The following is a 15,010-nucleotide window of genomic DNA, read 5'->3' on the forward strand; positions in this document are numbered from 1 at the left end:
CTGGAAGGACGGAACGTCACCTATGAAGATGACCGCGCGCGGAAGCATTGCGGCACTCATGACCTGTATGGCCGCGGCCGGCGCGGCCACCCCGGCCGTGGCCGACTCGGTGCCGGTCGGTGTCCCGCTGGACGCTGTGAAGACCACGCTGGGGGTGGACACCCCGCGTGTGGCGACCGCCGTGCCGGTGCCGGCCGTGGGAGCGCCCGAGGCGCCCCGCTTCCACAAGGGGAACATGCTCCCGACCCCGCTGCTCCCGGCTGTCCCGATCGGCACCGAACTCGGCAGCACCCTCGTCACCTCGCCGGTGCCGAACCTGCTCGGCAAGCCGGAGACGGACGGCGAGGGCTCCGTGGAGTCGCCGGCCACCGACCTGCTCGCCCGGACCCCCGGTGTGGTCGCCGGCGGTCTGCTGACGATGCCGGACGGCTCCAACTCCGGGGTGCCGAACCTGGCCACGCCCGAACTGGGCCTGACCACCCCGGAACTCATCGGCGCTCCGACGGCGCTTCTCGGCCTCGGCACCCCCCGCTGAGCAGACGCCACGTCAAAAGGCCGCCCGGTCTGGGAACGTGTACGCCATGGGATTCCATGTCGACTCCGAGACCGGGCGGCTTCGCCGCGTCATCCTCCACCGGCCCGACCTGGAGCTGAAGCGGCTCACACCGAGCAACAAGGACGCGCTCCTCTTCGACGACGTGCTGTGGGTGCGCCGGGCCCGCCAGGAGCACGACGGCTTCGCGGACGTACTGCGCGACCGGGGCGTGGATGTCCACCTCTTCGGCGACCTGTTGTGCGAGGCCCTCGACATCCCGGAGGCGAGACACCTCGTACTGGACCGGGTCTTCGACGAGAAGGAGTACGGGCCGCTCGCCACCGACCACCTCCGGTCGGCCTTCGACGGGCTGAGCTCCGCCGCCCTGGCCGAGGCGCTGGTCGGCGGGATGACCAAGCGGGAGTTCCTGGAGCGGCACGCCGAGCCGGTGTCGGTGCGCTTCCACGCCCTGGAACTGGACGGCTTCCTGCTGGGCCCGCTGCCCAACCACCTGTTCACCCGGGACACGTCCGCCTGGATCTACGACGGGGTGTCCATCAACGCGATGCGCTGGCCCGCGCGGCAGCGCGAGACCGTCCACTTCGAGGCGATCTACAAGCACCACCCGCTCTTCACCTCCTCCGGCGCCTTCCACTACTGGTCGCAGGGGCAGGTCGACTACCCCTCGACCATCGAGGGCGGTGACGTGCTCGTCATCGGGAACGGCGCGGTGCTCATCGGGATGAGCGAGCGGACCACCCCGCAGGCGGTGGAGATGCTGGCGCGGGGGCTGTTCGCCGCCGGGTCGGCGACCGCCATCGTGGCCCTGGACATGCCGAAGCGGCGGGCCTTCATGCACCTGGACACGGTGATGACGATGGTCGACGGAGATACGTTCACGCAGTACGCCGGGCTCGGCATGCTCCCCTCCTACACGATCGAGCCGGGTGACGGCCCGGGCCAGCTGAAGGTGACCGACCATCCGGCGGACCACATGCACCGGGCCATCGCGGCGGCGCTCGGGCTGGACTCGATCCGGGTGCTGACCGCGACGCAGGACGTGCACTCGGCGGAGCGCGAGCAGTGGGACGACGGGTGCAACGTGCTGGCCGTGGAGCCCGGCGTGGTGGTCGCGTACGAGCGGAACGTGACGACCAACACCCATCTGCGCAAGGAGGGCATCGAGGTCATCGAGATTCCGGGCAGCGAGCTGGGGCGGGGCCGCGGCGGACCGCGCTGCATGAGCTGCCCGGTCGAGCGGGACGCGGTCTGAGACCCTCACATGCCGAGACGCGTCTGTATATCAATGCAGAGGATCGTATAGACTTCCAACATCCCCTGTCACCGTGACGCTGGAGCGACCCCATGGCCACCGACCTCGCCGGCCGCAGTTTTCTCAAGGAGCTCGACTTCACCGCCGACGAGTTCCGCGGTCTGATCGAGCTCGCCGCCGGCCTCAAGGCGGCCAAGAAGGCCGGGACCGAGCAGCCCATGCTCCAGGGCAGGAACATCGCGCTGATCTTCGAGAAGACCTCGACGCGCACCCGCTGCGCCTTCGAGGTCGCCGCCGCCGACCAGGGTGCCCGCACCACGTACCTCGACCCCGCGGGCTCCCAGATGGGCCACAAGGAGTCGGTCAAGGACACCGCGCGCGTGCTCGGCCGGATGTTCGACGGAATCGAGTACCGGGGCGACAGCCAGGACACCGTCGAGGCGCTCGCCGCCCACGCCGGCGTGCCCGTCTTCAACGGCCTCACCGACGACTGGCACCCCACCCAGATGCTGGCCGACGTGCTCACCATGACCGAGCACACCGCCAAGCCGCTGGAGCGGATCTCCTTCGCGTACCTCGGCGACGCCCGCTTCAACATGGGCAACTCCTACCTCGTGACCGGCGCGCTGCTGGGCATGGACGTACGGTTGGTCGCGCCGAAGGCCTACTGGCCGGCCGAGCCCGTGGTGGCCGCGGCGCGCGAGCTCGCGGAGCGCAGCGGCGCCCGGATCACCCTGACCGAGGAGATCGCCGAGGGCGTGGCCCAGGCCGACTTCGTGCTGACCGACATCTGGGTGTCCATGGGCGAGCCCAAGGAGGTCTGGGACGAGCGGATCGCGGCCCTGTCCCCGTACGCGGTGACCATGGACGTGCTGCGGGCCACCGGGAACCCGGACGTGAAGTTCATGCACTGCCTGCCCGCCTTCCACGACCTCGGCACCGAGGTGGCGCGGGGGATCCACGAGCGGCACGGGCTGGAATCGCTGGAGGTGACGGACGAGGTGTTCGAGTCGGAGCACTCCGTCGTCTTCGACGAGGCCGAGAACCGGCTGCACACCATCAAGGCGGTGCTGGTCGCCACCCTCGGAAAGCCCCGCGCGCAGCACCTCGCATAGATCGGGGTGCGTGTGTCGCGTTTCTGTGACGGCAGTCACGATCTGGTGATACCGTCGATCGTGTGAGCCCCTTCACCGGTTCCACAGAAGCGACAGAACGGTGGCGCCACCTCCGGGTGACCCGGCAGGACGGCGTGGCCACCGTCACCTTCGACCGCCCCGAAAAACTGAATGCGCTCACCTTCGGCGCCTACGCCGACCTGCGCGATCTGCTGGCCGAACTGTCCCGTGAGCGGTCCGTACGCGCCCTCGTGCTCGGCGGCGAGGGGCGCGGCTTCTGCTCCGGCGGGGACGTGGACGAGATCATCGGCGCCACCCTCGCCATGGACACCGCCCAGCTCCTCGACTTCAACCGGATGACCGGCCAGGTCGTCCGCGCCATCCGCGAATGCCCCTTCCCGGTCATCGCCGCCGTGCACGGGGTCGCCGCCGGAGCCGGAGCCGTCCTCGCGCTCGCCGCCGACTTCCGGATCGCCGACCCCAGCGCCCGCTTCGCGTTCCTCTTCACCCGCGTCGGCCTCTCCGGCGGGGACATGGGCGCCGCCTACCTGCTGCCCCGCGTCGTCGGCCTCGGCCACGCCACGCGGCTGCTGATGCTCGGAGAGCCCGTACGCGCCGCGGAGGCAGAACGGATCGGCCTCCTCAGCGAACTCACCGAGGAGGGCAAGGCCCACGTACGCGCCGCCGAACTCGCCGCGCACCTGGCGGCCGGTCCCGCCCTCGCCTACGCGCAGACCAAGGCGCTGCTCACCGCCGAGCTCGACATGCCGCTGGCCGCGTCCGTCGAGCTGGACGCCAACACCCAGGCCCTGCTGATGAACGGCCAGGACTACGCGGAATTCCACGCGGCCTTCACCGGGAAACGGCCGCCGGAGTGGAAGGGCAGGTAGCCGGATGTCCGCAGTCGCCATGCGGGTCGCCGTCGTCGGCGGGGGACCGGGCGGGCTGTACGCCGCCGCACTGCTGGCCCGCCAGGGCCACACCGTGGAGGTCTGGGAACGGGGCGCGCCGGACGACACCTTCGGCTTCGGCGTGGTCCTCTCCGACGAGACCCTCGGCGGCATCGAACAGGCCGACACCGTGGTCTACGCGGCCCTGAGCGCGGAGTTCGTGCGCTGGGACGACGTGGACATCGTGCACCGGGGCCGGCTGCTGACCTCCGGCGGCCACGGTTTCGCCGCCCTCGGGCGGCGCCGGCTGCTGGAGATCCTGCACGAGCGCTGCGCCGGACTGGGCGTCCGGCTGAATTTCCGCACCGGCCCGGTGGACGCGGCGGCGCTCGCGGCCTCCCACGACCTGGTGGTCGCGGCCGACGGAGTGCACAGCGCGACCCGCGAGGCGGGCGCCGCGCACTTCGGGCCGACCGTGACCGGCGGGCGGTGCCGGTACATCTGGCTCGCCGCCGACTTCGCCTTCGACGCCTTCCGCTTCGAGATCGCGGAGACCGAGCACGGGGTGATGCAACTGCACGCCTACCCCTACTCCGCGGACGCCTCCACGGTGATCGTGGAGATGCGGGAGGAGGTGTGGCGGTTGGCGGGATTCGACCTGTGCGACGAGAACGAGTCGGCGGCCCGCTGCGCCAAGATCTTCAGCGAGGCCCTGCGGGGCCGGCCGCTGCAGGGCAACCGCTCGGCCTGGACGCAGTTCCGTACCGTCGTCAACGAGCGCTGGTCGCACGGCAACGTGGCCCTGCTCGGCGACGCGGCGCACACCGCCCACTTCTCCATCGGGTCCGGCACCAAACTCGCCGTCGAGGACGCCCTCGCGCTCGCCGAAGCCGTCCGCGCCGAGCCCGGCGTACCGGCCGCGCTCGCGGCGTACGAAGCCGCGCGGCGGCCCGCCGTGGCCAGTACCCAGCGGGCGGCGGCCGCCAGCATGCGCTGGTTCGAGGAGGTCGCCGGATACGTCGGCCAGCCCGCCCGGCAGTTCGCCTTCAACCTACTCACGCGCAGCCGGCGGGTCACCCACGACAACCTGCGGCTGCGTGACGACCGGTTCACCCGGGCCGTGGAACGGGACTTCGGCTGCCCGGACGAGCGGACCCCGCCCATGTTCACCCCGTTCACCCTGCGCGGGCTGACCCTGCGCAACCGGGTCGTCGTCTCACCGATGGACATGTACTCGGCCGAGGAGGGCGTTCCGGGCGACTTCCACCTCGTACACCTGGGCGCGCGGGCGCTCGGCGGGGCCGGCCTGGTCATGACGGAGATGGTCTGCGTCAGCGCCGAGGGCCGGATCACCCCCGGCTGCACCGGCCTGTACACGCAGGAGCAGGCAGCCGCATGGCAGCGGATCACCGACTTCGTGCACACCTCCGCGCCCGGTACCGCGCTCGGCGTCCAGCTCGGTCACTCGGGGCGCAAGGGCGCCACCCGCGTGATGTGGGAGGGGATGGACGACCCCCTCCCGGAGGGCGGCTGGCCGCTGACGGCCGCCTCGGCGCTGCCCTACCGGCCGGGTGTCTCGGCCGTCCCCCGCGCCCTCACGGCGCAGGACATGGCGGCGGTCCGCTCGGACTTCGCGGCTGCCGCGGTCCGTGCCGCCGACTGCGGCTTCGACCTGCTCGAACTGCACTGCGCCCACGGCTACCTGCTCTCCGGTTTCCTCTCGCCGCTGACCAACCGGCGCACGGACGCCTACGGCGGCCCTCTGGAGAACCGGCTGCGCTTCCCGCTGGAGGTCTTCGACGCGGTGCGCGCCGTGTGGCCCGAGGACCGCCCGATGACGGTCCGCCTCTCGGCCACCGACTGGGCGCCGGGCGGCACCTCGCCCGAGGAGGCGGTGGAGATCGCGGCGGCCTTCGCCGCCCACGGCGCGGACGCCGTCGACGTCTCGACCGGCCAGGTCGTCGCGGACGAGGCCCCGGAGTACGGGCGCTCGTACCAGACCCCGTACGCCGACCGGATCCGCAACGCGCTCGGCGTCCCCGTCATCGCCGTCGGCGCCATCTCCTCCTGGGACGACGTGAACTCGCTGCTGCTGGCCGGGCGCGCGGACCTCTGCGCCCTCGGCCGCCCCCACCTGTACGACCCCCACTGGACCCTGCACGCGGCCGCCGACCAGTCCTACGAGGGCCCGGCCGCGCCCTGGCCCCTGCCCTACCGGGCGGGCAGCCGCACACCGCCGACGGGCCGCGGCTGAGGCCCGGGCGACGGCCGGCGGCCGGCGGTCGGCGGGTCAGGCGGGTCCGGCGGGTCCGGCGGGTCCGGCGGGGACGATCTCGGCGCGGTCCTCGACCGGGGCGTAGCCCAGGCGCAGGTAGACGCCGTTGCTGGTCGGGTTGGCCAGGTCGGTGAAGAGCAGCACCTCGGAGGCACCTGCCGCGTAGGCCGCTTCGCTCGCCGCGTGCGTGACCCCGGCGGCGTAGCCGCGGCCGCGGAGCTCCGGCGGGGTGTAGACCGGGCCGACGCGGGAGGCCGAGCCGATCGGACGGCCGAATCCGGCCAGGGAGACCGGGGTCCCGGCGTGCTCCCACAGCAGCGTGCCGCCGTAGGAGATCCGGTCGCGCAGGGCGGCCTCGGAGGCGGCGCCCGGCTGTCCCGCCTCCCGGTTGAAGGCCCCGGTCCACTCCAGCAGCAGCGGGAGGTCCGTCTCGGCGGCGGGCCGGGCCCGCCCGGCGGGGACGGGATCCGGGGCGATCAGCCCGGCCAGCCGGTACAGGCGGTTCCGCTCGGCGACCCGGGACGGCCGCCCCCACGCCCCGGCCAGCGCCTCCGCGTCGCGGCGCCGGGCGCTGATGCCGCCGATCCCGGCGAGCAGCGGCTCGGTGGCGAGGGCCGCCGCCAGCGCCCGTACCGCCTGCTCGGGCAGCGCACCGAGCTGGAGCGGATACGGAGGGGTGCACAGCAGGGCCCCGGAGACGGCGCCGTCGGCCCCCGTCCACCAGCCGAAGACGGGGTCGGCCGGCCCGTAGGCGTGGGGCCCGCGCCGCTCCAGCGCGTCGGCGACGGTCAGCAGGAGGGTGTTGGGCACGGGCTGCGCGGCCACGGAGGGGCCCGCCGCGGCCAGATAGGCCGCCAGGTCCGAAGTGAAGGTCCAAGTCATGGCCCATCGTGGCGCGGGCCCGGACCCCCGTGCACCCGAGTTTCGGGCCCGTCGGCAGGCCGCCCGCAGCGCTCCCGCAGGCGAGCATGCCCGTCTGCCCGTCTGCCCGTCTGCCCGGCCGTCCGGCCGTCCGCGCGGCCGGTCAGGGCTGCGCGAAACCCTCGCCCACGTCCCGCAGCCGCGCGTGGAGCTCGGCGAACACGGCCGCCGCGCGGTCGCCCGGCCAGTCCGCCGGGAGCAGGTCGCGCGGCAGGCCCGGGTCGGCGTACGGGAGGCGGCGCCAGCTGTCCAGGGCGAGGAGGTAGCCGCGGTAGGCCTCCTCCGGCGTCGGGTCCGGGCCCGACTGGAGGGCGCGCAGGGCGGGTCCGTGCAGATCCAGGAATTCCTCGTGCTGCTTGGCCAGGGACGTCAGGTCCCACCAGCGGGCCACGGCCTCGGCGGTCGGCGCGAAGCCGAGGTGGGCGCCGCGGAACAGCTCCACGTACGGCGTCAGGTGCAGCCGTTGCAGGGTGTGCCCGGTCTCCTCGGCCAGCCGGGCCGGGGCGATCCACACGCCCGGCGCCACGGCGCCGAAGCCGAGCCGGGCCAGCCGGGAGCGCAGCAGGTGCCGCTTGTGCCGCTCCTGCTCCGGGACGGAGAACACCGCCACCAGCCACTCGTCCGACAGCTGGGGGCTGCCGTAGATCCGCCGGTCGCCGTCGTCCAGCAGCTGCCGGGCCTCGTCGGAGAGCTCGTAGGCCGCCGAGCCGTCGGCGGCGCGCGCGGGCAGCAGGAAGCCGCGACGCTTCAGCCGGGACACCGACGAGCGGACCGACGGGGCGTCCACGCCGGCCGCGCCCAGCAGGCGGATCAGCGCGGACACCGGGACCGGTCCCTCGAAGGCCCGCCCGTAGGCGCCGTAGAACGTGACGATCAGAGATCGCGGAGTGTGCTGCTCGGCCACGGGTTCACTCTAGGACCTGTCCCGGATCCCGCAGGCGGAAGCGTTGCAGCTTGCCCGTCGCCGTGCGGGGGAGGGCGGGGAGGAAGACGAAGGAGCGCGGGCATTTGTGGGGGGCCAGCTCGGTCCGCATGAAGGCGCGCAGGTCCTCCTCCGTGAGCACCACACCGTCACGCGTGACGGTGTACGCCACCACGACCTGCCCGCGTCGCTCGTCCGGGCGGCCCACCACCGCCGCCTCCAGCACGTCGGGGTGACGCAGCAGGGCCTCTTCCACTTCGGGGCCCGCGATGTTGTAGCCCGCCGAGATGATCATGTCGTCGGCGCGGGCGACGTAGCGGAAGTACCCCTCCGGATCGCGGACGTAGGTGTCGCCCGTCAGGTTCCAGCCGCCTTGTACGTACTCCCCCTGCCGGGGATCGGCCAGGTAGCGGCAGCCCACGGGGCCTCGTACGGCCAGCAGCCCCGGCTCGTTGTCCGCGACCGGCCGGCCGGACCGGTCCACCACCCGCGCCTGCCAGCCCGGGACCACCCGGCCGGTCGTACCCGGCCGGATGTCCTCGTCAGCGGCGGAGATGAAGATGTGCAGCAGTTCGGTCGCCCCGATGCCGTTGATGATCCGCAGGCCGGTGCGCTCGTACCAGGCCTGCCAGGTCGCGGCGGGCAGGTTCTCCCCGGCCGAGACGCAGCGGCGCAGCGCGGAGAGGTCGTAGGCGCCCACGTCGTACGGGCCCAGCGCGTCCAGCATCGCCCGGTACGCGGTGGGCGCCGTGAACAGCACCGTCACCCGGTGCTCGGCGAGCGCGGGCAGCAGGTGCCGCGGCCCGGCCTCCTCCAGCAGCAGCGCGGACGCCCCGGCCCGCAGCGGGAAGACGACCAGGCCGCCGAGGCCGAAGGTGAACCCGAGCGGCGGGCTGCCCGCGAAGACGTCGTCCGGGCGGGGGCGCAGTACGCCGCGCGAGAAGGTGTCGGCCACGGACAGCAGGTCGCGGTGGAAGTGCATGCAGCCCTTCGGCCGTCCGGTGGTCCCGGAGGTGAAGGCGATCAGGGCGACGTCGTCGCAGGAGGTCGGGGCGGCGGGGAACGGCCGGCCCGCGTGCCGCTCGGCGAGGTGCAGCAGATCGCCCGGGGCCTCGCCGCCGTACGCGGTGATCCGCAGCCCCGGCACCTCGGCCTTGACCAGGTCGTCCAGTACGTCCGCGTGGCACAGGGCGTGGCCCACCCGGGCCATCGCGCAGACCGTGGCCAGCTCCTGGGCGCGCTGCTGGGGCAGTACGGTCACCGCCACCGCGCCCGCCTTGACCACCGCGAGCCAGCAGGCGGCGAGCCAGGGACCGGTGGGCCCGCGCAGGAGCACCCGGTTGCCGGGGACGACGCCGAGATCGACAGTGAGCACGTGGGCGAGGCGGTCCACGCGCTCGCGCAGTCCGCCGTACGTCCACACCTCGCCCGTGCCGCTGCGGAAGGCGGGGCGGTCGGCGCCGCCGGGTCCGAACCGGTCGATGGTGGCGTCGAGCAGTTCTGCCGCGCAGTTCAGGCGGTCCGGGTAGGCCAGTTCGGGCAGCTCGAAGAGGAGCTCCGGCCAGGTGTCGGCGGGCGGCAGATGGTCGCGGGCGAAGGTGTCGGCGTGAGCGGAAGGCTTGAGCTCCAAGGCGGGTGCGCCCCCTTGCAACGTCCGGATTGGGGTGGAGCCGGCCGTGCGGTACCAGACGAGCGTATCGTGATGGTGACGGCAGTCAACAGGACGCGATAGAAGCGGGGATATTCGGATGACCGGATTCGCGCTCGGGGTGGACCAGGAGGAATGGTGCGCGCACTTGCGCGCACTGTCGGCCGACCGGCTGAGGCCGCTGGCCGAGAAGGGGGAGCCGGGGCGGATCAACCGGCCGCTGCTCGCGGCACTGGGTGAACTGGGCCTGCTGGAGCGGGTGTTCGCCTCCGGCGCGCTGGAGCTGTGCCTGCTGCGGGAATCCCTCGCCTACGGCTGCACGGAGGCCGAGACGGCGCTCGCGCTCCAGGGACTGGGGGCGTACCCGGTCCTGCGGGCGGGGAGCGAGGCGCAGCGCGCGCGCTGGCTGCCGGGGGTGCGCGCCGGGCGGGCCGTGGCCGCCTTCGCGCTGAGCGAACCGGGGGCGGGCTCGGACGCGGCGGCGCTGGCGCTGGCGGCCACCCCGGATCCCGGGGGCGGTTGGCGGCTCGACGGGGAGAAGTGCTGGATCTCCAACGCCCCGGAGGCGGACTTCTACACGGTGTTCGCCCGGACGGGTGAAGGGCCGGGCGCCAAGGGGGTGTCGGCCTTCCTGGTCCCGGCGGACCGGCCGGGGCTCACGGGCGAGCCGCTCGACATGCTGTCCCCGCACCCGATCGGCTCCCTGGCCTTCGACGGGGTCCCCGTCGGCCCCGAGGACCTGCTCGGCGAGCCCGGGCGCGGATTCCGGGTCGCGATGGACACGCTGAACCTCTTCCGGCCGAGCGTCGGGGCGTTCGCGGTGGGCATGGCCCGGGCCGCGCTCGACGCGACGCTCGCGCACACGGCGGGCCGGACCGCGTTCGGCGGGGTGCTCGGCGACCTCCAGGCGGTGGCCCACCGGGTGGCGGAGATGGCGACGCGCACCGAGGCCGCCCGGCTCCTCGTCTACGCGGCGGCGGGGGCGTACGACAGCGGCTCGCCGGACGTCCCGCGCCGCGCGGCCATGGCGAAGCTCCTCGCCACGGAGACGGCCCAGTACGTGGTGGACCACGCGGTCCAGCTCCACGGAGCCGTGGCCCTGCAGCGGGGCCACCTGCTCGAACACCTCTACCGGGAGGTACGGGCCCCGCGGATCTACGAGGGCGCGAGCGAGGTGCAGCGCACCATCATCGCGAAGGAGCTGTACCGGGTGGTGGCGCCGCGATGAGCCTGGAGCGGATCAACCCGGCCGAGCTGTCGCCGCCGGCGGGCTTCTCGCACGCGGTGGTGGCGACCGGCTCGCGGCTGGTGTTCCTGGCGGGCCAGACCGCGCTGGACCCGGCGGGCAAGGTGGTGGGCGAGACCCTGCCCGAGCAGTTCGAGCGGGCCCTGTCCAACCTGCTGACCGCCCTCGCGGAGTCCGGCGGCGCGCCGGCGGACCTCGCGCGCGTGACCGTCTACGCGGTGGACGTGGCCGCGTACCGGGGCTGTGCCGCCGAACTCGGGCGGATCTGGCGGAGGCTGGCGGGCCGCGACTATCCGGCGATGGCCGTCATCGGCGTGACCCGCCTCTGGGACACCCAGGCCCTGCTCGAACTCGACGGCGTCGCGATCCTCCCGTAGCCCGGCGGGGCTGGATTGCCCGCAGGGCAGTTCCAGCCCGCCCGGCGTTTGAGGGCGTACCCGCGCCGGAGCCGCCGCCGCACCATTCAGCCCCGCCGGCGTTTGAGGCGCGGGGTGCGGGGCGGAGCCCCGGTCTTCGAGCCTCGCCGGCGATTGAGGCGCGGGTTCGGGCGGCGCCCGGGAGGCCCCGCGCAGCGGCAGGGCCCCGGGCTCTAGCCGCGCACGCGCCGACGGTACTCGTCCGTCCGGACGCCGCCCACGCCCCAGTCCTCCAGGGCGACCTCGTCGATGAGGACGAACGTGGTGGCCGGGTCCTTGTCGAGGACCCGGACCAGCAGGTCGGTGACCCCGGCGATGATCTCGGCCTTCTGGGCCGCGGTGGCACCCTCACGGGTGATCTTGACGTTGACGTACGGCATGGTGGATGTCCTTCCTGGGTCGGGGGAGAGCGGGGATCAGGCGCGGCCGGTCACGTGGCCGCCGTCCACGCGCAGGGCGTGGCCGGTGACGAACGTGGCGCCCGCGAGGTAGAGCACGGCCTCGGAGATCTCGGAGACCTCGCCGACCCGGTCCAGGAGGGCGAGACCGCCGAAGGAGTCCACGTCGGAGCCCGCGTGCAGCGGCGTGCGGATGATGCCGGGCGAGACGAGGTTGACGCGGATGCCGTCGGCCGCGAGCTCGGCGGACAGGCTCGTGGTCAGCGCGTGCACACCGGCCTTGCTGACCACCGGCGCGGAGGCCGGGAAGCCGGCCAGCCCGTGGTCCACGAGGACCGTGCCGATGTTGACGATGCTGCCGCCCTCGCCCTGGGCCCGCAGCGCCCGCACCACGGCCTGGGTGGTGAGGTAGGTGCCCTTGAGGTTGCCGGTCAGGAAGCCGTCGAGCTCTTCCTCCGTCACCTCGGTGAAGGGCTTGGGGGCGAAGGTGCCGGCGTTGTTGACCAGGACGTCGATCCGGCCGAAGCGTTCGAGCGCGGTACGGACGAGCGACTCGCCGGTCTCCGGATCGGCGATGGCGCCCGCGACCCAGGCGGTCCGCTCCGGATGACCGAGGCCGGCCGCGGCCTTCGTGAGGCGCTCGGGGTCCCGGCCGTTGAGGACGACGTTTGCGCCGCTCGCCAGGAAGGCGCGGGCGATGTCGAGGCCGATGCCGCTGGAGGAGCCGGTGATCAATGCGGTGCTGGTGTTCATGGTTCATGCGCCTTTCGTGGCGGGTGAGTTCGTCCGGTGACACCAGAAACGTACGAACTCTCAACTCATAACACCACGACGGACATTGGAGCATGCCATAATCCCACGTTATGGATGTGGACCTGCGTGACCTGGAGCTCCTCGACGCCACCGCCGAGGCCGGCTCGCTGACCGCCGCCGCCGAGCGGCTCTACGTCAGCCAGCCGGCCCTCAGCCAGCGGCTCACCCGGCTGGAGGCCCGCCTCGGCATGCCCCTCTTCGACCGCAAGGGCCGCCGCCTGATCCCCAACGCGGCGGGCCGCCGGCTGCTGGTGGCCGCCCGCCACGTCCTCGGCGAACTGGAGTCGGCCTCCCGCGACCTGCGCGAGCTCCGCGACGGGCGCGACCGGCGGGTCCGCTTCACCGCCCAGTGCAGCACCACCTTCCCGTGGCTGCCGCCCGTCCTGCGCGCCTTCCGCGAGCGCGAGCCGGACATCGACGTGCGCATCGAGACGGTCGCCGACGACGCGCCGATCCCGGCGCTGCTCGCCGACCTGGTGGACGTCGCGCTGGTCACCAAGCCGGACCTGCAGATGGACCGGGTGTCCCTGACCAGGCTGTTCGACGACGAGATGGTGGCGGTGGTGCCCGCCGGGCACCCGTGGGCCTCCCGCGCGCACCTGACCGCCCGTGACTTCGACGGCGCCGACCTGGTCCTGTACGACTTCTACGACCAGAAGCGCATCCCGTCGATGCCGCTGCCGATCCCCGCCGGAGCCCGGCCGGCCAGGATCACCACCATGCCGGTGGTCACCGACCTGGTGGTCGAGATGGTGGCGGGCGGCCAGGGCGTGACGGTCCTGCCCAACTGGGTGGCCGCCCCGTACGCGTCCTCGCACGGCCTCGCGCTGGTCCGCATCGGCGCCCGGCCGCTGACCCGCACCTGGTTCTGCGCCACCCGCCCCGGCCCGCGCCCGCCCCACGTGGACGCCTTCGTCGAGGAGCTGACGAGCCGCCTCATCGCCCCCGTGAGCGGCTAGGGGTGTATTGGGGGACCCGTCCGGGTCAGCCCTCCAGCAGGCGGCCCATCCACTCCTCGATGCCCGCCACCGTGCGGGGCAGGGCGCCCGACATCAGGCGGGCGCCGTCCGCCGTGATGACGAGGTCGTCCTCGATGCGGACCCCGATGCCGCGCAGCTCCGGCGGCAGGGTCTCGTCGTCCGGCTGGAGGTACAGGCCCGGCTCCACCGTCAGGACCTGGCCCTCCTCCAGGACCCCCTCCAGGTAGGTCTCCGCCCGTGCCTTCCCGCAGTCGTGGACGTCCAGGCCCAGCATGTGACCGCTGCTGCACAGCGTGTACCGCCGGTGCAGGTCGCCCTCCGCGTCCTTCAGGACACCCCAGTCAGCCAGGCCCTCCGCGATGACCCGCATCCCGGCCCGGTGGAAGTCCCCGAAGCTCGCCCCCGGCCGCAGGGCCGCCATGCCCGCCTCCTGGGCGGCCAGGACCAGTTCGTACACCTGCCGCTGGACGGGGGAGAAGCGGCCCGACAGCGGGAGGGTGCGCGTGATGTCCGCCGTGTACAGGGTGTCCGTCTCCACACCCGCGTCCAGGAGCAGCAGTTCGTCCCCGTTCAGTCGGCCGTCGTTGCGGATCCAGTGCAGGGCGCACGCGTGCGCGCCCGCCGCCGCGATCGTCTCGTACCCGGTGCCGTTGCCCTCGGCCCGCGCGCGCAGGCCGAAGACCCCCTCGATCCACCGCTCCCCGCGCGGATGCGCCAGCGCGCGCGGCAGCGCCCGTACGACGTCCTCGAAGCCCGCCGTCGTGTGGTCGACGGCCAGCTGGAGCTGCTCCACCTCCCACGCGTCCTTCACCAGGCGCAACTCCGACAGGGCGGCGGCCAGTTCCGCGTCGCTGGACGCGTCCCGGCCCGCGGGCGACCCGAGCTGGTCCAGGTGCGCGCAGCGGATGCCGGTGAGGCGTTCCGCCTCGGCCAGGTCCGGGCGGCGGCCCACCCAGAACTCCCCGTACCGGCGGTCGCGGTAGAACTCCCCGCTGCCGTCCGCCCGCGCGGAACGCGGCCGCAGGTACAGCACCGCCTCGTGCCCGTGCGGGCCCGAGGGCTCCATGACCAGGACGTGGCCCGCCTGGTCCTCGCCCGTCAGCGCGGTCAGCCAGGCGTACGCGCTGTGCGGGCGGAAGCGGTAGTCGCAGTCGTTGGAGCGGACCTTCAGCCCCCCGGCCGGAATGATCAGCCGTTCGCCCGGGAAGCGGGCCGAGAGCCGCGCCCGGCGGGCCGGGGTGACGGCGTGGCCGGGGGCGCGGGTGGGGGTGCCCCCGGCGAAGCCAGGGGGAGAGTCGGGCAGCGGGGAAGCGGCCCAGCTGCCCGCCATGAACCGGGACAACTCCGGTGATACCGGCAGGTCGTGGCTGCCCGTGTTGAGGCGGGAGGGGGTGTCGGTCACGGGGTCTCCCTCAAGAAGATGCGAACTGGTGGGCGCACAGGTCTTGTCAGTGCAATTTCACATTACTATGTTACAGCTCACACCGCGGCACGTTAATCCCCGTCAAACGCCGCGTGACACAGGGCAGTTGAAGCAACTCAGGGCAGTTCACACGCACCACCCCCCACCTCACCCTC

At 73.3% G+C, this 15,010-nt stretch carries 14 protein-coding genes; 8 read left to right on the top strand and 6 right to left on the bottom strand.

Annotation, left to right across the window (positions count from 1 at the left end; all coding sequences use genetic code 11):
* Positions 1–58 precede the first annotated feature (58 nt).
* The 5 genes from ACGFYQ_RS27175 (at position 59) to ACGFYQ_RS27195 (ending at position 6,067) form a co-directional block, all read left to right on the top strand.
* Positions 59–535, top strand: a complete 477-nt coding sequence (locus tag ACGFYQ_RS27175; RefSeq protein WP_393748219.1) for a hypothetical protein — start codon at positions 59–61, stop codon at positions 533–535.
* A gap of 46 nt (positions 536–581) precedes the next feature.
* Positions 582–1,808, top strand: coding sequence for an arginine deiminase (locus ACGFYQ_RS27180; protein WP_393748221.1), 1,227 nt, complete (start codon positions 582–584; stop codon positions 1,806–1,808).
* Between the two features lie 92 nt (positions 1,809–1,900).
* Positions 1,901–2,923, top strand: coding sequence for an ornithine carbamoyltransferase (argF, locus tag ACGFYQ_RS27185; protein WP_393748223.1), 1,023 nt, complete (start codon positions 1,901–1,903; stop codon positions 2,921–2,923).
* A gap of 62 nt (positions 2,924–2,985) precedes the next feature.
* Positions 2,986–3,813: an enoyl-CoA hydratase family protein gene (locus ACGFYQ_RS27190; RefSeq protein WP_393748225.1), complete on the top strand. Its 828-nt coding sequence runs from the start codon at positions 2,986–2,988 to the stop codon at positions 3,811–3,813.
* A gap of 4 nt (positions 3,814–3,817) precedes the next feature.
* A complete protein-coding gene (locus ACGFYQ_RS27195) occupies positions 3,818–6,067 on the top strand; it encodes a bifunctional salicylyl-CoA 5-hydroxylase/oxidoreductase (RefSeq protein WP_393748227.1) in 2,250 nt (749 codons plus the stop codon).
* Positions 6,068–6,103: 36 nt separating this feature from the next.
* Here ACGFYQ_RS27195 and ACGFYQ_RS27200 read toward each other — a convergent pair whose 3' ends face one another.
* From ACGFYQ_RS27200 to ACGFYQ_RS27210, 3 genes are all read right to left on the bottom strand, one after another.
* Positions 6,104–6,970 carry a GNAT family N-acetyltransferase gene (locus tag ACGFYQ_RS27200; protein WP_393748229.1) on the bottom strand — a complete coding sequence of 289 codons (867 nt, stop codon included), beginning with the start codon at positions 6,968–6,970 and terminating at the stop codon, positions 6,104–6,106.
* 142 nt (positions 6,971–7,112) lie between these two features.
* On the bottom strand, positions 7,113–7,913 hold the full coding sequence (locus tag ACGFYQ_RS27205; protein ID WP_393748231.1) for a PaaX family transcriptional regulator C-terminal domain-containing protein: 801 nt from the start codon (positions 7,911–7,913) through the stop codon (positions 7,113–7,115).
* A gap of 4 nt (positions 7,914–7,917) precedes the next feature.
* A complete protein-coding gene (locus ACGFYQ_RS27210) occupies positions 7,918–9,561 on the bottom strand; it encodes an AMP-binding protein (RefSeq protein WP_393748233.1) in 1,644 nt (547 codons plus the stop codon).
* A 118-nt stretch (positions 9,562–9,679) separates the two neighbouring features.
* Here ACGFYQ_RS27210 and ACGFYQ_RS27215 point away from each other — a divergent pair, with 118 nt between their 5' ends.
* Positions 9,680–10,807, top strand: coding sequence for an acyl-CoA dehydrogenase family protein (locus ACGFYQ_RS27215; RefSeq protein ID WP_393748235.1), 1,128 nt, complete (start codon positions 9,680–9,682; stop codon positions 10,805–10,807).
* Positions 10,804–11,202: a RidA family protein gene (locus tag ACGFYQ_RS27220; protein ID WP_393748237.1), complete on the top strand. Its 399-nt coding sequence runs from the start codon at positions 10,804–10,806 to the stop codon at positions 11,200–11,202. The genes ACGFYQ_RS27215 and ACGFYQ_RS27220 overlap by 4 nt, the downstream gene beginning before the upstream one ends.
* A 212-nt stretch (positions 11,203–11,414) precedes the next feature.
* On the opposite strand, the gene ACGFYQ_RS27225 is transcribed toward ACGFYQ_RS27220, so the two are convergent.
* Both ACGFYQ_RS27225 and ACGFYQ_RS27230 read right to left on the bottom strand, forming a co-directional pair.
* Positions 11,415–11,621: a 4-oxalocrotonate tautomerase family protein gene (locus ACGFYQ_RS27225; protein WP_362390706.1), complete on the bottom strand. Its 207-nt coding sequence runs from the start codon at positions 11,619–11,621 to the stop codon at positions 11,415–11,417.
* Between the two features lie 36 nt (positions 11,622–11,657).
* Entirely contained in the window at positions 11,658–12,392 is a 735-nt protein-coding gene (locus tag ACGFYQ_RS27230) for an SDR family NAD(P)-dependent oxidoreductase (RefSeq protein ID WP_393748240.1), read from the bottom strand.
* 110 nt (positions 12,393–12,502) lie between these two features.
* Between ACGFYQ_RS27230 and ACGFYQ_RS27235 the strand changes: the two genes are divergently transcribed.
* The gene (locus ACGFYQ_RS27235; RefSeq protein ID WP_393748242.1) at positions 12,503–13,411 is read left to right on the top strand and encodes a LysR family transcriptional regulator; all 909 of its coding nucleotides are present in this window, start codon (positions 12,503–12,505) and stop codon (positions 13,409–13,411) included.
* 25 nt (positions 13,412–13,436) lie between these two features.
* Here ACGFYQ_RS27235 and ACGFYQ_RS27240 read toward each other — a convergent pair whose 3' ends face one another.
* The gene (locus ACGFYQ_RS27240) at positions 13,437–14,834 is read right to left on the bottom strand and encodes an aminopeptidase P family protein (RefSeq protein WP_393748244.1); all 1,398 of its coding nucleotides are present in this window, start codon (positions 14,832–14,834) and stop codon (positions 13,437–13,439) included.
* Positions 14,835–15,010 lie beyond the last annotated feature (176 nt).

Source organism: Streptomyces sp. NPDC048258 (assembly GCF_043201995.1).
GTDB lineage: Bacteria > Actinomycetota > Actinomycetes > Streptomycetales > Streptomycetaceae > Streptomyces.

What these genes read in the sequence shown, in the direction of transcription:
- ACGFYQ_RS27215 (WP_393748235.1), top strand. Translation starts at nt 9,680, where the DNA reads ATGACCGGATTCGCGCTCGGGGTGGACCAGGAGGAATGGTGCGCGCAC.
- ACGFYQ_RS27200 (WP_393748229.1), bottom strand. Translation starts at nt 6,970, where the DNA reads ATGACTTGGACCTTCACTTCGGACCTGGCGGCCTATCTGGCCGCGGCG.
- ACGFYQ_RS27225 (WP_362390706.1), bottom strand. Translation starts at nt 11,621, where the DNA reads ATGCCGTACGTCAACGTCAAGATCACCCGTGAGGGTGCCACCGCGGCC.
- ACGFYQ_RS27180 (WP_393748221.1), top strand. Translation starts at nt 582, where the DNA reads ATGGGATTCCATGTCGACTCCGAGACCGGGCGGCTTCGCCGCGTCATC.
- ACGFYQ_RS27230 (WP_393748240.1), bottom strand. Translation starts at nt 12,392, where the DNA reads ATGAACACCAGCACCGCATTGATCACCGGCTCCTCCAGCGGCATCGGC.
- ACGFYQ_RS27175 (WP_393748219.1), top strand. Translation starts at nt 59, where the DNA reads ATGACCTGTATGGCCGCGGCCGGCGCGGCCACCCCGGCCGTGGCCGAC.
- ACGFYQ_RS27220 (WP_393748237.1), top strand. Translation starts at nt 10,804, where the DNA reads ATGAGCCTGGAGCGGATCAACCCGGCCGAGCTGTCGCCGCCGGCGGGC.
- ACGFYQ_RS27195 (WP_393748227.1), top strand. Translation starts at nt 3,818, where the DNA reads ATGTCCGCAGTCGCCATGCGGGTCGCCGTCGTCGGCGGGGGACCGGGC.
- ACGFYQ_RS27235 (WP_393748242.1), top strand. Translation starts at nt 12,503, where the DNA reads ATGGATGTGGACCTGCGTGACCTGGAGCTCCTCGACGCCACCGCCGAG.
- argF (WP_393748223.1), top strand. Translation starts at nt 1,901, where the DNA reads ATGGCCACCGACCTCGCCGGCCGCAGTTTTCTCAAGGAGCTCGACTTC.